This is a genomic window from Catenovulum maritimum (assembly GCF_001050375.1).
Classification (GTDB): Bacteria; Pseudomonadota; Gammaproteobacteria; order Enterobacterales; family Alteromonadaceae; genus Catenovulum; species Catenovulum maritimum.
The window spans coordinates 541,909-558,749 of sequence record NZ_KQ130482.1; the positions used below are offsets into that span (position 1 = coordinate 541,909).

The 16,841-nt window shown below is 38.9% G+C and carries 10 protein-coding genes; 6 read left to right on the forward strand and 4 right to left on the reverse strand.

All coding sequences use genetic code 11. From position 1 onward, the window contains the following. Positions 1 to 6: 6 nt before the first annotated feature. The 3 genes from XM47_RS19240 (at position 7) to XM47_RS01865 (ending at position 5,755) form a co-directional block, all read left to right on the forward strand. Positions 7 to 4,407 carry a carbohydrate-binding protein gene (locus XM47_RS19240; protein ID WP_048688751.1) on the forward strand — a complete coding sequence of 1,467 codons (4,401 nt, stop codon included), beginning with the start codon at positions 7 to 9 and terminating at the stop codon, positions 4,405 to 4,407. Between the two features lie 199 nt (positions 4,408 to 4,606). After that, positions 4,607 to 5,095 carry a sigma-70 family RNA polymerase sigma factor gene (locus XM47_RS01860; protein ID WP_048688754.1) on the forward strand — a complete coding sequence of 163 codons (489 nt, stop codon included), beginning with the start codon at positions 4,607 to 4,609 and terminating at the stop codon, positions 5,093 to 5,095. A gap of 15 nt (positions 5,096 to 5,110) precedes the next feature. Continuing rightward, positions 5,111 to 5,755, forward strand: coding sequence for a hypothetical protein (locus XM47_RS01865; protein WP_048689213.1), 645 nt, complete (start codon positions 5,111 to 5,113; stop codon positions 5,753 to 5,755). Between the two features lie 549 nt (positions 5,756 to 6,304). Here the strand turns inward: XM47_RS01865 and XM47_RS01870 are convergent. Together XM47_RS01870 and XM47_RS01875 are read right to left on the reverse strand one after the other, a co-directional pair. Then, on the reverse strand, positions 6,305 to 7,132 hold the full coding sequence (locus XM47_RS01870) for a MipA/OmpV family protein (RefSeq protein WP_048688756.1): 828 nt from the start codon (positions 7,130 to 7,132) through the stop codon (positions 6,305 to 6,307). Positions 7,133 to 7,329: 197 nt separating this feature from the next. Next, positions 7,330 to 7,698: a hypothetical protein gene (locus XM47_RS01875; RefSeq protein WP_048688757.1), complete on the reverse strand. Its 369-nt coding sequence runs from the start codon at positions 7,696 to 7,698 to the stop codon at positions 7,330 to 7,332. 1,258 nt (positions 7,699 to 8,956) lie between these two features. On the opposite strand from XM47_RS01875, the gene XM47_RS01880 reads away from it, so the two are divergent. Next, positions 8,957 to 9,856 (forward strand): IS982 family transposase, encoded by a 900-nt coding sequence (locus XM47_RS01880; RefSeq protein ID WP_048688760.1) that lies wholly within the window; start codon positions 8,957 to 8,959, stop codon positions 9,854 to 9,856. A 38-nt stretch (positions 9,857 to 9,894) separates the two neighbouring features. On the opposite strand, the gene XM47_RS01885 is transcribed toward XM47_RS01880, so the two are convergent. After that, complete coding sequence (locus XM47_RS01885; protein ID WP_077066431.1) at positions 9,895 to 11,352, reverse strand: tetratricopeptide repeat protein; 1,458 nt, start codon at positions 11,350 to 11,352, stop codon at positions 9,895 to 9,897. A gap of 59 nt (positions 11,353 to 11,411) precedes the next feature. Then, positions 11,412 to 12,668, reverse strand: coding sequence for a right-handed parallel beta-helix repeat-containing protein (locus XM47_RS01890; protein WP_048688766.1), 1,257 nt, complete (start codon positions 12,666 to 12,668; stop codon positions 11,412 to 11,414). 245 nt (positions 12,669 to 12,913) lie between these two features. Here XM47_RS01890 and XM47_RS01895 point away from each other — a divergent pair, with 245 nt between their 5' ends. Continuing rightward, positions 12,914 to 14,329 (forward strand): sulfatase family protein, encoded by a 1,416-nt coding sequence (locus tag XM47_RS01895; RefSeq protein WP_078061805.1) that lies wholly within the window; start codon positions 12,914 to 12,916, stop codon positions 14,327 to 14,329. 76 nt (positions 14,330 to 14,405) lie between these two features. Beyond that, positions 14,406 to 16,637: an alpha-L-rhamnosidase-related protein gene (locus XM47_RS01900; protein WP_048688769.1), complete on the forward strand. Its 2,232-nt coding sequence runs from the start codon at positions 14,406 to 14,408 to the stop codon at positions 16,635 to 16,637. Positions 16,638 to 16,841: the final 204 nt, after the last annotated feature.

Below are 16,841 nucleotides of genomic sequence, written 5' to 3' on the forward strand. Positions count from 1 at the left end.
AATAAAATGTTTAAAACTAAACGCTCTCTGTTGAACTCAAGTATTGCAATTTCATTTGCGCTACTTGGCGTGCACGCACAAGCAGAGACACTAGTGTTACAAGCAGAATCGTTTGCCAACTCAGGCGGCACATATAGTGATGGGCAACCAAACCCTGTCACTATTTATAATGTAAACGGTCAAGGCGCGATTAATTTCGTTAATGCTGGCGACTATGTTGATTACAATATCAATGCCCTGGGGGGGGAATACGATATTGAATATTTTGTTGGGACCAGTGTTTCATCTGGACCCAATATAGAAGTGCTTGTTAATGTAAATGGTACATGGCAAAGTCAAGGCTCGGTTGCTGTTCCTTATGGTAGCTGGGATGACTTTCAATCACTCACGCCATCTCATACAGTGTCATTACCAGTGGGTACTTCGACTGTTCGCTTGTTGGCGGTAGGCTCAACTTGGCAATGGAACTTAGAATCATTTAGGTTAACTCAAGTTTCATCCGTTGAACCTGTTGGTGATGCAGATAATGACGGCGTCTATGATAATCAAGATTTATGCCCTAATACCCCATCAGGTGTCACAGTTGACAATAATGGTTGTCAAATTAATGGAGGCACAGATCCGGTTGGAGAATCCTTTGTCATCCAGATGGAAGCTTTTGATTCAACTGGTAGTGATGATTCAAGAGCACAAGGTGTGGTTATTGGTGAGCGTGGCTACCCACAAGACAAGCATACGGTTGTTGATAGTGTCCAAACTACTGATTGGGTGGATTATAGTATTAATTTCCCATCTTCTGGCAACTACAGCATATCTATGTTGGCATCAGGGCAAACCTCGCATGCAACCGCCGTATTATTTATTGATGGCACTGAAATTAATGAAGTACCAGTTCATACAGGTAATCAAGCCGATTTTGAAGATTTTCAACTAACTAGTTCTGTATATGTTGCAGCTGGCACCCATACTGTACGAGTTCAGGCGCAAAGCTCTACTGGCGAGTTTAGTTGGTTATGGTTTGGTGATACATTAACTTTCACTAACTTAGACGGTGACGATGGTAGTGATGGGGGCAATGGCTCGCCTACACAAGATGCGGATAACGATGGTGTGTTGGATAGCTCAGATTCTTGTCCAAATACGCCTATAGGTGAACCTGCAGATGTGACTGGCTGTAGTGCATCGCAATTAGATGATGACAATGATGGTGTTTCAAATAATGTCGATCAATGTCCTAATACAGTTGCTGGTACAGAGGTAGGCGCTGATGGCTGTGAAGTTATTATTGATAACGACACAGATAATGATGGTGTTTTAAATAATGTCGACCAGTGCCCAAATACGCCACCAGGCGCAACTGTAGACTCAAATGGATGTGAAGTAACATTTGCTGATACAGATAATGACGGCATAGAAGATTCGCAAGATTTTTGCCCGAACACACCAGCAGGTGAAGCGGTCAATAATTCAGGTTGTGGTGAGTCGCAATTAGATGCCGATAATGATGGCGTTACAAACAATATAGACCAATGTCCAAATACACCAGCGGGTACACAAGTTGATGCGTCAGGTTGTGAGATCGACAATGGTGGTGAGCCAGGTGATAGTTATTATCACAATGGTCAAGGTTTATTGTTTGGTCGTGTAGATGGCGCAACTAACTTTGTAGGTGAAGAAGGCTATGTTGCCAACCCTGATAACTATGATGTGACAACCGATTTACTCGAGACCGATGATGACATTAGAGGAAACTCTACTGAAGTATTCCGTGGTGAGATTTATGACGCAGATGGTCATATTTCTTTCTATGAACATATAGATGATAGCGTTCGTCTATATATCGACGGTCAACTCGTGCTTTCAAATGATAGCTGGGAAAACTCGTCTCAAACTCCAGATTTAAGCCTCACACCTGGTTGGCATAATTTTGAGTTAAGACTTGGTAACGCCGACGGTGGCAGTGGTGCTGTGAGTGGCATCGGTTTTGGTATAGATGTTGACGGTGGCACAAACTTTGTTCACCCAAGTAATTTAAGCCCTAGTATGTTTAGATCGAGCGGCCAAGTTGTGGTTGATCCAATTTTACCACCACCAGGCGGAATTTATATTCAGCTAGAAGACTTTGACGAAACAGGTACTGTTGGCCGAGTCGCGAGCGATCCAAACGATGGCTTTGTTAAAGGTGATTCAAACGTTGGTTGGGTTACCAATGGAGATTGGGGTAAATACCACAATGTATTTTTAGAAGCTGGTACATATAGAGCATTCATTACTGTATCAACACCTGCGGGTGGTAGTTATGGTGCACGTGTTGATATAGACGGCGAACCTTTTGCTTGGGGATATTTTGATAGCACAGGTGGCTGGGATATCGCAGCAGAATATGAGTTGTATGGTGGTGATTTAGTCGTAGAAAGCACTGGTAACCATACGCTGCATATTGAAGCTGTTGGTGGGTCAGATTGGCAGTGGAGTGGCGACTTAGTGCGTTTAGCTAAAGTGAACGACAGTACAGTCAAACAACCTCGTGTCTACAATCCAAACGAACATCTTGTTGCTGAAATCGAAGGGCCTGCAACTGGTTTACAATATTTAAAAACACCAGTGGAAATTCCATTAGCCAATAAGGTATTAAAATCTGACGTTTGGTATACCTACCCGCAAAACCGAAACCTAGTCGTTGACGGTGACACACCATACGCTGACTTTGGCGCAACGGGTGCCTTCTGGGGACATCCACCTGAACACGATTTCTACGATGATACTGTGATCATGGATTGGGCGGTTAATGTCGTTGATGATTTCCAAAGTGAAGGGTTTGAATATACTGCACGCGGTGAATTCGACTGGGGTTATGGCTGGTTTACTGAGTTTACGACTAATCCGCAGCCACATTATGTTCAAACCTTGGATGGCCGTAATGTACGTATGACATTCATGGGCTATTTAAGCCATGACGGTTATAACAACAATTGGTTAAGTAATCACAGCCCAGCGTTTGTACCTTTCATGAAGTCACAGGTTGATCAAATCTTAAAAGCGAACCCGGATAAGTTGATGTTTGATACACAAACTAACTCAACACGTTCAACTGATATGCGTGACTTTGGTGGGGATTTCTCTCCTTATGCGATGGAAAATTTCCGAGTTTGGTTGTCGAAGAAATACAGCTATGCAGAACTAAGCGCTATGGGTATTAACGATATTACTACCTTTGACTATAAGCAGCACTTACTGGATGCAGGTGTAACTCATACATCATGGTCAAATGCAGGAGATAGACTCGAAGGCAATATTCCAATGCTTGAAGATTTTATCTACTTTAATCGTGACGTTTGGAACCAAAAATTTGCTGAAGTATTAGATTACATTCGCCAGCAAAGACCTAATATTGAAATCGGTGCCAGTACACACCTATTTGAATCACGTGGCTATGTATTTAATGAGAATATTACCTTCTTATCGGGAGAGCTTAATTTAGGTGCAAGAACCAGTATTTCAGAATTACCAACTAATATTCTTGTACACTTAAAAGGTGCGCAAGCAGTTGATAAAACCTTGGCTTACTTCCCATATCCGTGGGAGTTTGATGAATTACGTCTACAAAATGCGCCTAGATTTGGTCGTGGTTGGGTTGCTCAAGCTTATGCTTATGGTGGCTTATTCTCTATTCCTGCTAATGTGTGGGTAGGTGGTGAAGTATTTACTTGGTCACCTGGTGCTGATAACTATCGCGATATCTATCAATTTGTCCGTGCACAAGCTAACTTATTCGATGGTTATACCTCATACGCGAAAGCTGGTTATGTTCACGCTATGTTCTCATCAATGAAAGCTGGTTTTATTGATGGTGGCAACCAAGTTCAATCAAGCGTGAAAATTTTAACTGAAGATAATATCAATTTTGACATGTTAGTGTTTGGTGATGCGGGATATCCTGTTGTACCACGCCAGGCTGATTTTGATAAATTTGAGCATATTTTCTACGACGGTGATCTAAACTACTTAACGACTGAGCAAAAAGCAGTATTGGATGCACAAGGTAGTAAGGTTCGTCACATTGGTCAACGCGGTTCTTTAGCTGGTTTACAGATTAATGTAAGCATTAATGGTAGTGTATCTAACGAAACTGTGTCTGCTGTATCTCGTATTCATGAAACAGACTCAACGGCACCTTATGTAGTACACCTGATTAATCGTCCGTTTGCGGGTGGGGTAACACCAATACTGAACAATGTTGAAGTGGCAATTCCTGCAAGCTATTTTCCTGAAGGAGTAACCTCAGCGAAATTACACTTACCAGATGGAACAAGTTCAACCGTCGCGGTTTCGACCAATGCGAATGGCGATGCTGTTGTATCTGTTAGTAATCTTGAAGTTTGGGGTATTTTAGAATTAGCTCACTAATTCTTTAAGATTCCATTTAATCTAAGGGCTTACGCTATAGCCGTAAGCCTTTTTCTCAACTAAAGAGCAACCCCCCGCTAGATTCAAGCCAAAAAATAAGTTTATTTATAGGTTAAAATAAAAATTTAAACTAGCCTGTAATAAATTGACTTGTCCAACCACTAACTAGTCATAACATAATTTAGGATATTACTTTTTTATGGGAAGTGACTTTTATCTACAATTCATTTTACCTTTTGCTGGCATTATCATAAAAATTTGTCGGGCCTATACTAACAGCCAAGAAGATTTTGAAGATTATTATCAAGAGGTGTGTTTACAAATATGGCGTAGCAAAGACAATTTTAATCAGCAGTGTCAATGGTCTACTTGGATTTATCGAATATCGCTAAATGTTTGTTTAACTTATCTAAAGCAAAGTAATAAGGGTGATAAGCATATTGTTTCGGACAGCTTGCCTGATGAAGTTATCGACGACAGCAAAGCATTTGTTAGCGATGAAATTAATGTGCTGTACAACGCGATTAAACATCTTTCGGAAACCGACAGAGCGGTTATTTTGCTTTATTTGGAAGAAAAAACCTACACCGAAATTGCCGATATTATTGGTAGTAATAGCAACAATATAGGTGTTCGCATTACTCGAATTAAAAGTCGATTACATCAGTTTATAAATCAAGCGGGTTAAGTGAGAGAGAAAATAATGAGTAAGTCTATTGAAGCTATGTGGAAAGATGGGTTTATTAAGGAGACACAACTAGTTGCCCCTAAAATAAACGACTTGTATAACCGTAAATCACAAAATATTGTTGATAAGCTACAACATATGTTTGCGTTAAACATTAAAGCGATTATTGTGGGTAGTCTGTTGATGTTGCTGATGTTTAGTTTAATCGGCGCGCCTTGGTTAGGTGTTTATATATGCGTTTTATTGATACCTTTAGTGATAATTGCCAAAAAAGAACTGAGAAAATCGCTGCAATTGTCTAAGGGGCTGAGTAGCTACGATTACATAATGAGTTTTAACACTTGGTTACAAGATTCAATTGCCGTGTATGGCCGTTATTATCGTGTATTTTACCCTATGTTGTTTATCGGCATGGCGGTGCAGGGTATTGTGAGTGAGGCGGGCAGAAAAATGATTGGTCTTCTGGTTTCAGCTTGGCCAACCGATTTCCTAATTTTGGGGGTACCTTATTATTTACTTTTAACTATAGCGTTGATAATCCTAGTTGTTGCTCGGAGTGCAGATGCGTTATACAAGCTTGATTTAAATATTGTATATGGTCGCCAGTTTAAGAAGTTGGACGAATTGATTGCCGACATGCAGTCGCTACGTAAAACTTAACTAACTTCATTGAATTAGCTAATTTCTTATCCAGAGTTAAGATTAAGTAATAATGGTACAGGGTAAAATCATACTTGAATGTTTTTTATTCAATTTAGTATGTCGAGTAATAATTTCAGTAAAAACGCAGCGAGTATATCCATATATGCTTGGATATCCGTCCTGAAAAATACATTTAGATATAAAATTTCACTCGAACTTAAATACTAGAGCTATAAGAATAAGTATGAATTTGCCCTGAATAATGACAAAACATCAACTTAGAAAATTTACCTGATGTTAAACAAACAGGTGATCACCCGTTGTTATTGCCTGCTAAAGCATCGAGTGGTCGATGGACAACAGATATCTGGTCCAGAAATGACGGCTTTATTGCAAACGTTGGCATAAGAATTAATTTCTCTGACGGCTCGGATTAAAGTTAGCTTTATCTTAAATTACACCAGATTTACATTTTCAGGTAACAGGCCTCGCAATGTGGCTTGTTATATAAGCTTGTAGGCGCCAGTGCTTAAACTGTTATCTAGGTGTAGATTAAATCATAATGCACTAAAAAACGTATATGAGACCAATCCCTACCTCTGTTTCATAATTACTTCTGGAAATTGGACTGTTTCTGACTGGACCACTGAAATATTCAAACAGGGCTTCGCCAAATATCTGCCAATTTTTGTTAATCTTGTGTCTGTAATTATAGTCAATACCAAATGAACGTAATCCCCCACTTAAATGAGTCTCAACCAAACTTGATGCAGCAGACTGCTTAGGGTTTATGCCAAAACCTTTGTTGGCATATTCGCTATCATGAAAAACCGCAACTAAATTAATTTCTGATCCTGTACCATCTGATTGTGATCCAAAGCGACGACCAATCCCAAATAGCCCTAAATTTCCTTCATCTCCTATGACCAATCGACTAACTAGCCAATATCGCCAATCGGAAGTAAAAGAGCGACGTGCTTGTAACACTAGTTCAAAGCCTTCTTCTTGATCACCCAAACCATCAAGTCGCCCATCGTCTGAATCGGTTTCAGCTCTACCTTCCTCAAAGCCGACCAAAGCATCTAATAACCAGCTATCAGCACGCAGACCTCGCCAGCCAAATGCTTCTCCTGCAAAGTAATATATATTGTCACCATCGCGCCATTGCACCGCGCCTGCAGGTTGGATTTCTAATCCAAATTCGTCAGAGCCTTCGTAAGCCGACTCATATTCAACACCTAATCCTAAGCCGAATGCCCATCCGTTTTTCCCATCAGTAAAATCATCTACTGATGGTAAAGGTACTAAAACTGATTTGTTAACCTGTGCTGCAGCTGTATTTAACAAGCAAAACTGTATGCTCAATACGAAATATAAGCTTGCAATTATTTTCATTGGTTTTCCTTAAAAAACAAAAATGTTGAATGTGTTAGTAATTAATACAAATGTAGTATACGAATAAGTGAAGTCAAAGGATCAAGCGTTTGTCAGCCAAAAACTAAACCGTTAGAAGCCGTTCAGTGGTTCGAGTTGTTCCTTTTTCCATGATGATTCAATAATATTTTATTGTCATTCAACATTAAGTTAGATTTTTATAAGCCCCATTGTTTTTCAACTCGGTTTAACATTTTACTAATTACTTGTTTTTTCATGTGGAGCTGGGTCATCCCATCGTTTACCGTTTGAAAATAATTAGTTCCACTTGAGATTGAAGATGTTTCCTGGTTTGTTAGATTAGAATCGATAAAGCCCCAGATAGAAGAAGACAAGATATCTTCAATAGTTTCTGCATTATCAATTTTCTCACGAGCTATTTTTATTAATGAATGTTTATATTCGATTTGTTTTCGCTTTTTTTCAATTCGCCAATTTACCCATGGGGCAACTAAAGAGCCTACAGCTCCTGATATTAGACCAACTACAGCTGGTACGACAATTTTTGCAAATTCAACTTCTTCCATTACATAGCCCTCAAGAATCATAACTAATGTGTTATTTTCAGCTAAACCTTAGCTTTAACGTCAAACTATTATCAATACTTAATTTCTAAATTTTGTATTGCGACCATTTGATCTACATTGTTATATTACTCTTTTGGCAACAAGCTTCACGCCTACTAAACGGAGCAAGCTGACTGGGTAAAGCAAGCGGTTATGTTTGAGTCGTTTTATTTTTAAATAACATGAAAAAATAAATACCTATCACAATAAGACCTGCATAAATCTCAGTAAGAATTTTATTCAGCATTCAAAGTGATAGCTTGATTAATTTAAATGTGGCCTGTTGTAATACTTTGTAGGCTTCAAGCTTGCTGGCGCGAGAACTTAGACGCTATTTAAAGTAAATTGAAACCATTGTGCTAGATTTAAAAACGCGCGTTCAAGCTTAGCGCCTAATAGATTTAGCCAAGACTAGATAGAGTAAAGCAAGCGGTTATGTTTGAGTCGTTTTATTTTGAAATAACAAGAAAAATAAATACTTATCGCAATGAGACTTGCATTATTCTCAGTAAGAATTTTATTCAGCATTCAAAGTGATAGCTTGATTAATTTAAATCTGACCTGTTGTAACACTTTATAGGCGTCAAGCTTGCTGGCGCGAGAACTTAGACGCTATTTAAAGTAAATATAAACCATTTTGCTAGATTTAAAAACGCGCGTTCAAGCTACACGTCTAGTAAACGGAGCAAGCTGACTGGGTAAAGCAAGCGGTTATGTTTGAGTCGTTTTATTTTTAAATAACATGAAAAAATAAATACCTATCACAATAAGACCTGCATAAATCTCAGTAAGAATTTTATTCAGCATTCAAAGTGATAGCTTGATTAATTTAAATGTGACCTGTTGTAATACTTTGTAGGCGTCAAGCTTGCTGGCGCGAGTACTTAGACGCTATTTAAAGCAAATTGAAACCCTTGTGCTAGATTTAAAAACGCGCGAGCAAGCTTCGCGCCTACTAGATTTAGTCAAGATTAGGCAGAGTAAGCGGTTAAAAATAATGATAAAAACTAGCCGGCTAAATAGGGGGGCGAACCCAGCTAAATAAACCCCAACCATCCGAAATAACATGTAATCTTTTTGGGATTCGGCTAGTTTAATACTCAAACTAATCTTATTAACCTGAGCTTCGGATAAGAAAGTATTAATTTTAAGGAACTTAAAGCTCGTTCCATGATCCGATCATTCGACCAAGAGTGATTAGAACAAAAAAGGAACGAGCATGGATAAGTTAATTGAAACCTATTGTGATGTTGATGATTTCTGCGAATTGTTTATTGAAAAATGGCAAACAATATTGATTTCAAATGGTGAAATGAAACGGCGCAGAGCCTGTCGTTTAAGCCCTGCTGAAGTTATGACCATCATTATCCATTTCCATCAATCTCACTATCGCGATTTTAAAAATTACTACTTGCATTATGTTTGCCGACAACTCAAAAGTTACTTTCCCGAATTATTGAGCTATACAAGGTTTTTAGCCGTCATGCCAAGCGTTGTTATTCCTATGTGTAGCTATTTGACTTCCAAGCTTGGTAAGCCAACAGGGATTCAATTCGTTGATTCAACCAAAATCGAGGTTTGTCATATTATCAGGGCCAAAAGAAATAAAGTATTCGAGGGACTGGCTGAGCATGGGAAAGGTACAATGGGCTGGTCATTTGGATTTAAACTACATTTAATTATCAATCATTTAGGTGAAATTGTTGCGTTAAAATTAACAAAAGGCAATGTTGATGATCGTAAGCCTGTTGCGGAAATGGCTGACTCTATATTCGGTAAACTCTATGGAGACAAAGGCTATATCAGTAAAGCTTTGTCTGGCGAACTGCTGGATAAAGGGGTTGAGCTGCTCACAACGATTCGTAAAAATATGAAGAAAAAATTTATCTCTCTATGGGATAGGGCCATATTAAAGAAGCGTTTTATCATAGAGACTGTGAATGACCAATTGAAGAATATTTCTTATATTGAACATTCTAGACACCGCAGTATGCATGGCTTTATGTTAAATTTATTAGGTGGGTTAATTGCTTATTGCATGAAGGAAGATAAGCCTTCACTGTCTCTAACACCCCAAGAGTTTGAATTGTTAGAGACTACAAATTTGGTATTAGCTTAACCAGATCTCAGGTTTATTAGCATACCAAATTAAATAGATTATTCTGTAATACTAACGCGACCGGTTGTGAGTGTAGCGAGTAAATCTTCCCATTCACTGACATCCCAGTTAGCTCGGTTTGCGATTCTGATAGCGGTTTCTAAATTTTCGACCACGAGTTTAAAATCTCTTTGTTTTCTGTCTTTATAACTGAGCGCCAGTAAATGGAAATACTCAGGGTTTGCTGTTTGCGAGTCTTTAACTTGTGCTAGGTATTCGATAGCGCCATTTACATCGCGCAGAGATAGATCTTTTGAAGTCAGTTTTATCTCGGTAGCTCTAAGGGTGGATGCCGCGTGGCCTTTTTCCATCGCCGACTCGTACCAAAATAATGCTTTGCTATCATCGGCCATTACCCAAGGACTCGTCTGTAAAATCTTGGCTAATCTGTATTCAGCTCTGGCCAATCCAAATTTACTGGCTTCTGAAATCCAATGAATGGCTTGAGGTATGTTTTTTTGTTCGCGGTAGAGTTTCAAGCCATATTCGTACATAGCACTAGGGTGGCCCTTTTCTGATAATTTTTTCAATGCTAACTCAGCTTGGTCTGGCTCTGTCGCTAACCAAGGAAAGTTTAGTAGCGCCATCGCATAATTGTATTGCTCAGCTAATGTATTATCATCTGTTCCTTTTTTTAGCAACATTCTAAGCTCGCGATGTAAAGCTGGATATTCCTCGCGAATATCGAATCCATCATAAACCGCTGCGCCAATATAAGCACGGTGGATAAACTCTACAGGCATACCTTTAAACTCTGGTTTAGCGAGTGGGAAGAGTTTATAGGCTTCGCGGTATTTAATTGTTGCACCACGTTTTTGAATATCGAGTATGTTACGGATTGAGCCATCAGAACCGACATCATGTTCAACAATTAGGATAGGTCTCTTTGAACTGATAATAGAAGTTGTACTGTCTTCTTCTTCATCATCAAAACCACCGCTACTGATATCAAACTCATCAAAGGTTGAATCGGTTTGTAGATCTTCCGAATAGACTTTGTGTTCGAGTGCAGCTTTGCCGTTAAATGTTACCTTAAAAGCCAAATTATTTTGATTGATAACGGGAAAATATTTCTCCTGAATCTCTGCTTGCTGAGATTCATAATTTTTTAGTAGGGCTTTAATACTTTGTTGTTGCTCAGTGTCTAAATTTGACAGCATCTTATACAAGAGTGAGGCTGAGTTGTGGTAGTTTTGTTGCGCAGCTAAGTAAAAATAAATTAGCGCATTAACTGGATCTTTAGGTGTACCTAGCCCCATTGAGTGTATAACACCTAATTGATAGTAAGCATGAGCGCTGCCTAGCTCAGCACCTTCAAGATAAGCTGTAGTTGCTTGCGCATAATCTTTGTTTTTAAAATCTGTATTAGCTTTGAGTAGATCGGCTGAAAATGCTTGTAAAGGTATAGCAAGCATAAGTGCCGTGACTAGTTTTATCTTTTTTAGCTTAAGTGTCATGTTAGTAACTCATTGTGGCTAGGATTAGCGAAATAGTAGGGGCGATCTACCCCTTCATATTAGTCCAAATATAATTGGTCTTCGGTTAGACCTATGAACTGGTTATTGCTGGCATTATACTCTGTTGTTTTGCGGCCATCGTAAGCGCGTGAAACAATACCGTATGTTTTTGTACCCGAACGGTCAGCTGTAGAAATTTGATTGTTCGTAATTTTAATTTTCCCTTGGGTGCCATCTAAACCAATCGCCTCATAATGTTTACCTCTGGCATTGATTGGGTTTGTGCTATTTGCAAAGATGGCCCCTAAATCTGTAATTATGTTGTCTGTAATGCTGGCATTAGTTACACGTTCAATAGAAATGGCACGCACCGCATTTTTTATTGTATTGTGGCTAATAACGGCATCATGTGAAGTTCGGCCAGAAAACAAATGTTTGATACTCAAACCCACAGCGACATCCTTAATTGTATTATGCTGCATGGTGATTTTATCCGCACCACGTTTACTGGTAATCCCATCGTACGCTCTTTCTATAATATTGTGCGTCATGACAAAATTGTCACCTATTTCGCCTTCTTTACCAGCCGCAGTAACATAAATAGCGGCGTCTCTAATACCATAGAATTTATTTTTTGTGATTTTGGCACTTCTGGTTCCTGCCATTAAAATCCCGCTATCTCCGCCAGCAAGAAAAAACGGGTCAGTATCATTTTTAGTGCCTGTGACGCTTATGCCTTCAATATGGACATGTCTTAATTTTTGGTAGCCGTTATGATTACCTCTAATGGATAATGCATCGGCCGTCTTTTTCGTACCAGTTCTGCCCTCGGGTGTCATTTTTACAATAGGTACTACTTGCGACACCTTGGCGTCAGCCATATCCATTAGACCACCATGCCAATGTATTTCTATCTCATTTTCATGGCCACATTTTTTAGAGTTTTTGTTATGTGCATCTAAGCCGAATAAGTCGCCATCCAGCGCTTCAGTTGCAATAAAAGTAGCTGCTCTTGCATCGACTAATAGATGATTTCTTAGTGTGACTTTAATTTCTTTATCTATGTAATAGGTACCAGAAATTTGCACCTGCTTACCTGTGTTAGTTGCATTTTGTAATGCTTTTTGCAATTTACTGGCGTCGCCTTTGGGATCAAAAGGTAGCGCTTCGCAACCTTTTGCTAAAGTTGTCTTGGCTTTTTCTTTTGGATTTGTCGTTTTGTTAGAGCTTGTGTTGTTTGTCGAAGAGCAAGCCGTCAAGACGAGCGATGAACAAATTAAGGCAAGTAAAGATAAGCGTTTGTTAGCTAAAAACATAAGTCCACCATATAAGTAAACAATTTAAATTGTTAATACATTTGCTAATGAAATTTAAAATATAATAAGTCATATTTTGTCATTTACAATCAAAATAATTAACAAAAATGATTTACATGGCGTGTTTGTGAAATATAATGGGGTAATTTGTTAATTTACAGTCGTCAGAAATTGAGCTAATAGCATCTCAGATATGGCTTTAAATTATTTTTAAAATACTTACATACTTAGAGTAGGAAGGTTAAATGCTTCATTCTTTTATAAAAAAAGCGACAGTGATATTAGCTGCAATTACTGTGTCTGCGTGTAGCAACACTTCAATGCTAGCTGAACCTGAAACTGAAAATTCATCAGCGAATACTTCATCAGCGAACAACCCGCCTAACATACTGATGATTTTGTCAGATGACCACGCGTGGAATGATTATAGCTTTATGGGGCATGAAATTGTTAAAACGCCTTCACTCGATAAGTTAGCCAGCCAAGGGGCTACTTTTAAACGAGGTTATGTGCCGACTTCGTTATGTCGCCCGTCATTGGCAACGGTTGCGACGGGTTTGTATGCTTATCAACACGGTATCACGGGTAATGATCCTGCTCGGACTTTACCGGGTGGGAAAAAGGGTGAGCTCTATGCGCAGCAAAGAGCGGAGATTATTGCCAAAATAGACAAGGTTGAAACGATTGCGAATCTGCTTAAGCCTAAAGGTTATGTTTCTTTGCAAACAGGTAAATGGTGGGAAGGTAGCTTTAGTCGAGGTGGCTTTGATCAAGGTATGACAAGAGGATTTCCTGATAAAGGTGGCCGTCATGGCGATGATGGCCTAAAAATTGGTAGACAAGGCGTATCAATAATCACTAATTTTATGGACAAAACAGCTCAGCAAGGTAAACCTTTTTTCGTTTGGTATGCTCCATTTATGCCGCACACACCGCATACGCCGCCAAGTCGAATTCTTGAAAAGTATAGTGATAAAGGCTTAGCACCTTCAATCGCTAAATATTACGCTATGATTGAGTGGTTTGATGAAACCAATGGCCAATTGCTTGATCATCTAGAAAAAACGGGTTTAAAAGATAATACATTAATTGTTTATGTATCAGATAATGGTTGGGTGACGAATCCTAAACAAACCGATCGTTTTTTACCTAAGTCTAAACAGAGCCCTAATGAAAGCGGTGTAAGAACGCCAATTATGTATTCTTTACCGAGTAAAATCCCTGCTCAGATGCGTCCAGAGTTAACCTCGAGCATTGATATTGTACCTACTGTATTAGGCGCTGCAGGTATTGATGTGCCAGCACACTTACCGGGTAAAAACTTATTTCCAGAATTAACACAGCAAACGCCTATTGAACGCGACACTATATTTGGTGAAGGTTTTGCACATGATATGGATGATATAAATAACCCTGAATCCAGCTTGTTGTATCGCTGGGTGATTAAAGATAATTGGAAATTAATTGTTAGTTATGATGGGAAAAATGTCAGCTACCAGAAATACCATGATGCACTGACTCAAGGTCCAAGGTTGTTTAATTTGGCGAATGATGAATATGAAAAAGTGAATCTAGCAAAGCAATATCCAGAAATGGTTGAAAAGCTAAAGCAAGAACTTGTTGACTGGTATCCGCTAAAACAACGAAAAATGGTGAATTAAGCGAAAATTGTCACTTCTTATAAAACCTTTGGATTTTGATTCAAAGGTTTTTTTATTAATAACATAAGGCGATATTATGTTTAGGTACCTAATTTTTATTATTTGTTTTACAGCTTTATCCGCTTGCGTTAGCACAAGTCAGAACCAAGTTAATTTAGCGGCGAACTCTATTCAACTTGATTTAGCCCCTTTAAACTTGCGAGTGGAGTTACTTAAAGGTGATAAGGTTAATCATATCCAAGATTCTAATCCCGAGTTTTCGTGGCAATTACCAAGTAATGCTAATTTTTCTGAGCAACTTGCTTATCAAATTGAAATTATAAATTCAAAGCAATCATTTGAGTTGCCACTTAATGCTGAAGATTATGTGCTAAATACGGGTAAGGTATTAGGCTCTAAATCAATCGCAGTTAGCCTAGATAACTTGGATTTAATGCCAGCTAGCAGTTATTTATGGCGCGTGCGAACTTGGTCTAGAGCGACAGCCGGCGACGTAAAAAGCTTTGTAAGTGCTTGGTCTGTACCACAAAGATTTACTCTAGCTAACAAGTTAACTGAGCTAGCAAGCCGATATAAATTAGTGACATCTGAAATTGAATCCAAGCAGATAACTAAATTGCCATCTGGCCGATATTTAATAGACTTTGGTAAGGTTGGCTTTGGTTACTTACAACTAGGGTTAAAAAGTGACAAAGCAGGGGAGATAATGGTCCATTTTGGCGAAAGAGGGAACTCAACAGGGGCTGAAGCCGGCATTATTTCTAATTTAAACAAAAGATCGAGCGTTCGTTATTATCAAGTGCCGCTGCAGATAAATGCTAACCTCGATACTTATTCTGTCCACCCACCCCGAGATACAAGAAATACTTTAGCCGATAAAGCAATTGCTATTCCTGGTCAATTTGGTCGCATTGCCCCATTTAGATTTATTGAGATAGACGCCCAAGACCTAGATTTATCAGAAATTAATGCTTCCATGATAATGCTTCATTATCCATTTGATGAGCTTCAATCTAACTTTAGCTCTTCTGATAAAACGTTAGATGCCATTTGGCAGTTATGTAAATACAGTATGAAAGCGACTAGCTTTGCTGGTGTTTATGTAGATGGCGATAGAGAAAGGATCCCATACGAAGCCGATGCATATATCAATCAACTATCACATTATTATGTTGATGATGAGTTCAGTTTAGCTAGGCATTCTCATGAGTACTTAATGCAAAATCCAACTTGGCCAACTGAGTGGAAACAGCATTCTATTATGATGGCTTGGGCCGACTGGATGCATACTGGCGATACCGAGTCATTAGCGGTTTTTTATCAACAACTCAAAACTGAAAAAACATTAGAAATTTATGAAGCACAGCATGGTTTGTTAGAGACTTTTCCGAAAAGAAACAAAGCTAAGCAAATGGGGGATATTGTTGATTGGCCACCTAAAGAGCGAGATAACTATCAAATGTTGCCGGTCAATACTGTGGTTAATGCGTTCTATTATTTAAACTTAAAGCAAATGGCTCAAATTGCGAAAGTGCTGGGTAAAACGCAGGACTCTAATTTTTATCAAGCGAAGGCTGAAAACCTCTACCATATTTTTAATCAAAAGTTATTTGATCCTGCTAGCGGTTTATATTTAGACGGATTAGGTGCAACTCATAGTGCTGTTCATGCCAACATACTGCCGCTGGCTGTTGGTTTAGTACCAGAAAATAGGCGCAGTAATGTCATCTCTTTTATTAAGCAAAAAGGTATGGCTGTGAGTGTTTATTTTGCACAGTATTTAATGGAAGCGCTTTATATGCATGGAGAAGATGAGTATGCGCTATCTTTAATTACCTCAAAAGCTGAGCGCAGTTGGTACAATATGATCCGGGCAGGATCGACTATCACAATGGAAGCTTGGGATGACAAATTTAAACCGAATCAAGATTGGAATCACGCTTGGGGCGCTGTTCCGGGCAATATTGTTGGACGATACATTTTAGGCGTTCAGCCAATAACAGCAGGGTTTGAATCTGTACTTATTGCGCCTCAGCCTGCTAATTTAACTTATGTGTCGGGTAAAGTGCCAACAATCAGAGGACCTATTGCCGTTGAGTTAACTCAAGAAGTCGGGCAGTCTTTAACACTGGAGTTTAATATTCCTGGCAATACGACTGCAGAGGTAAGGCTACCTGTAGCGACAAAAAAACAACTGAGCTACGTTAAATTAAATGGTGAAGTTGTGAGCGTTAAGCAAGTTAATCATTCGCTTGTGATAACTTCAATTGGCGCGGGCCAACATAAAATTGAAATGAGTTACCAATAAACCAAGATTTAAAGTTTAGCGCTAAAATCTCAATTTTATGAGCTTTGTCGCGACTAAAAACGATGGCCAGAAGCGTCAACACGCCCTAGTTTTATGAAAAATAGCCTCAAACCTTGGGGCTTTTCGTATTCGCTACTAATCTTAAGTATAGAGTTAACAACAGGCTGGCTAAACTCACCTTTTAAGTTGAATTAAATTAAGTTA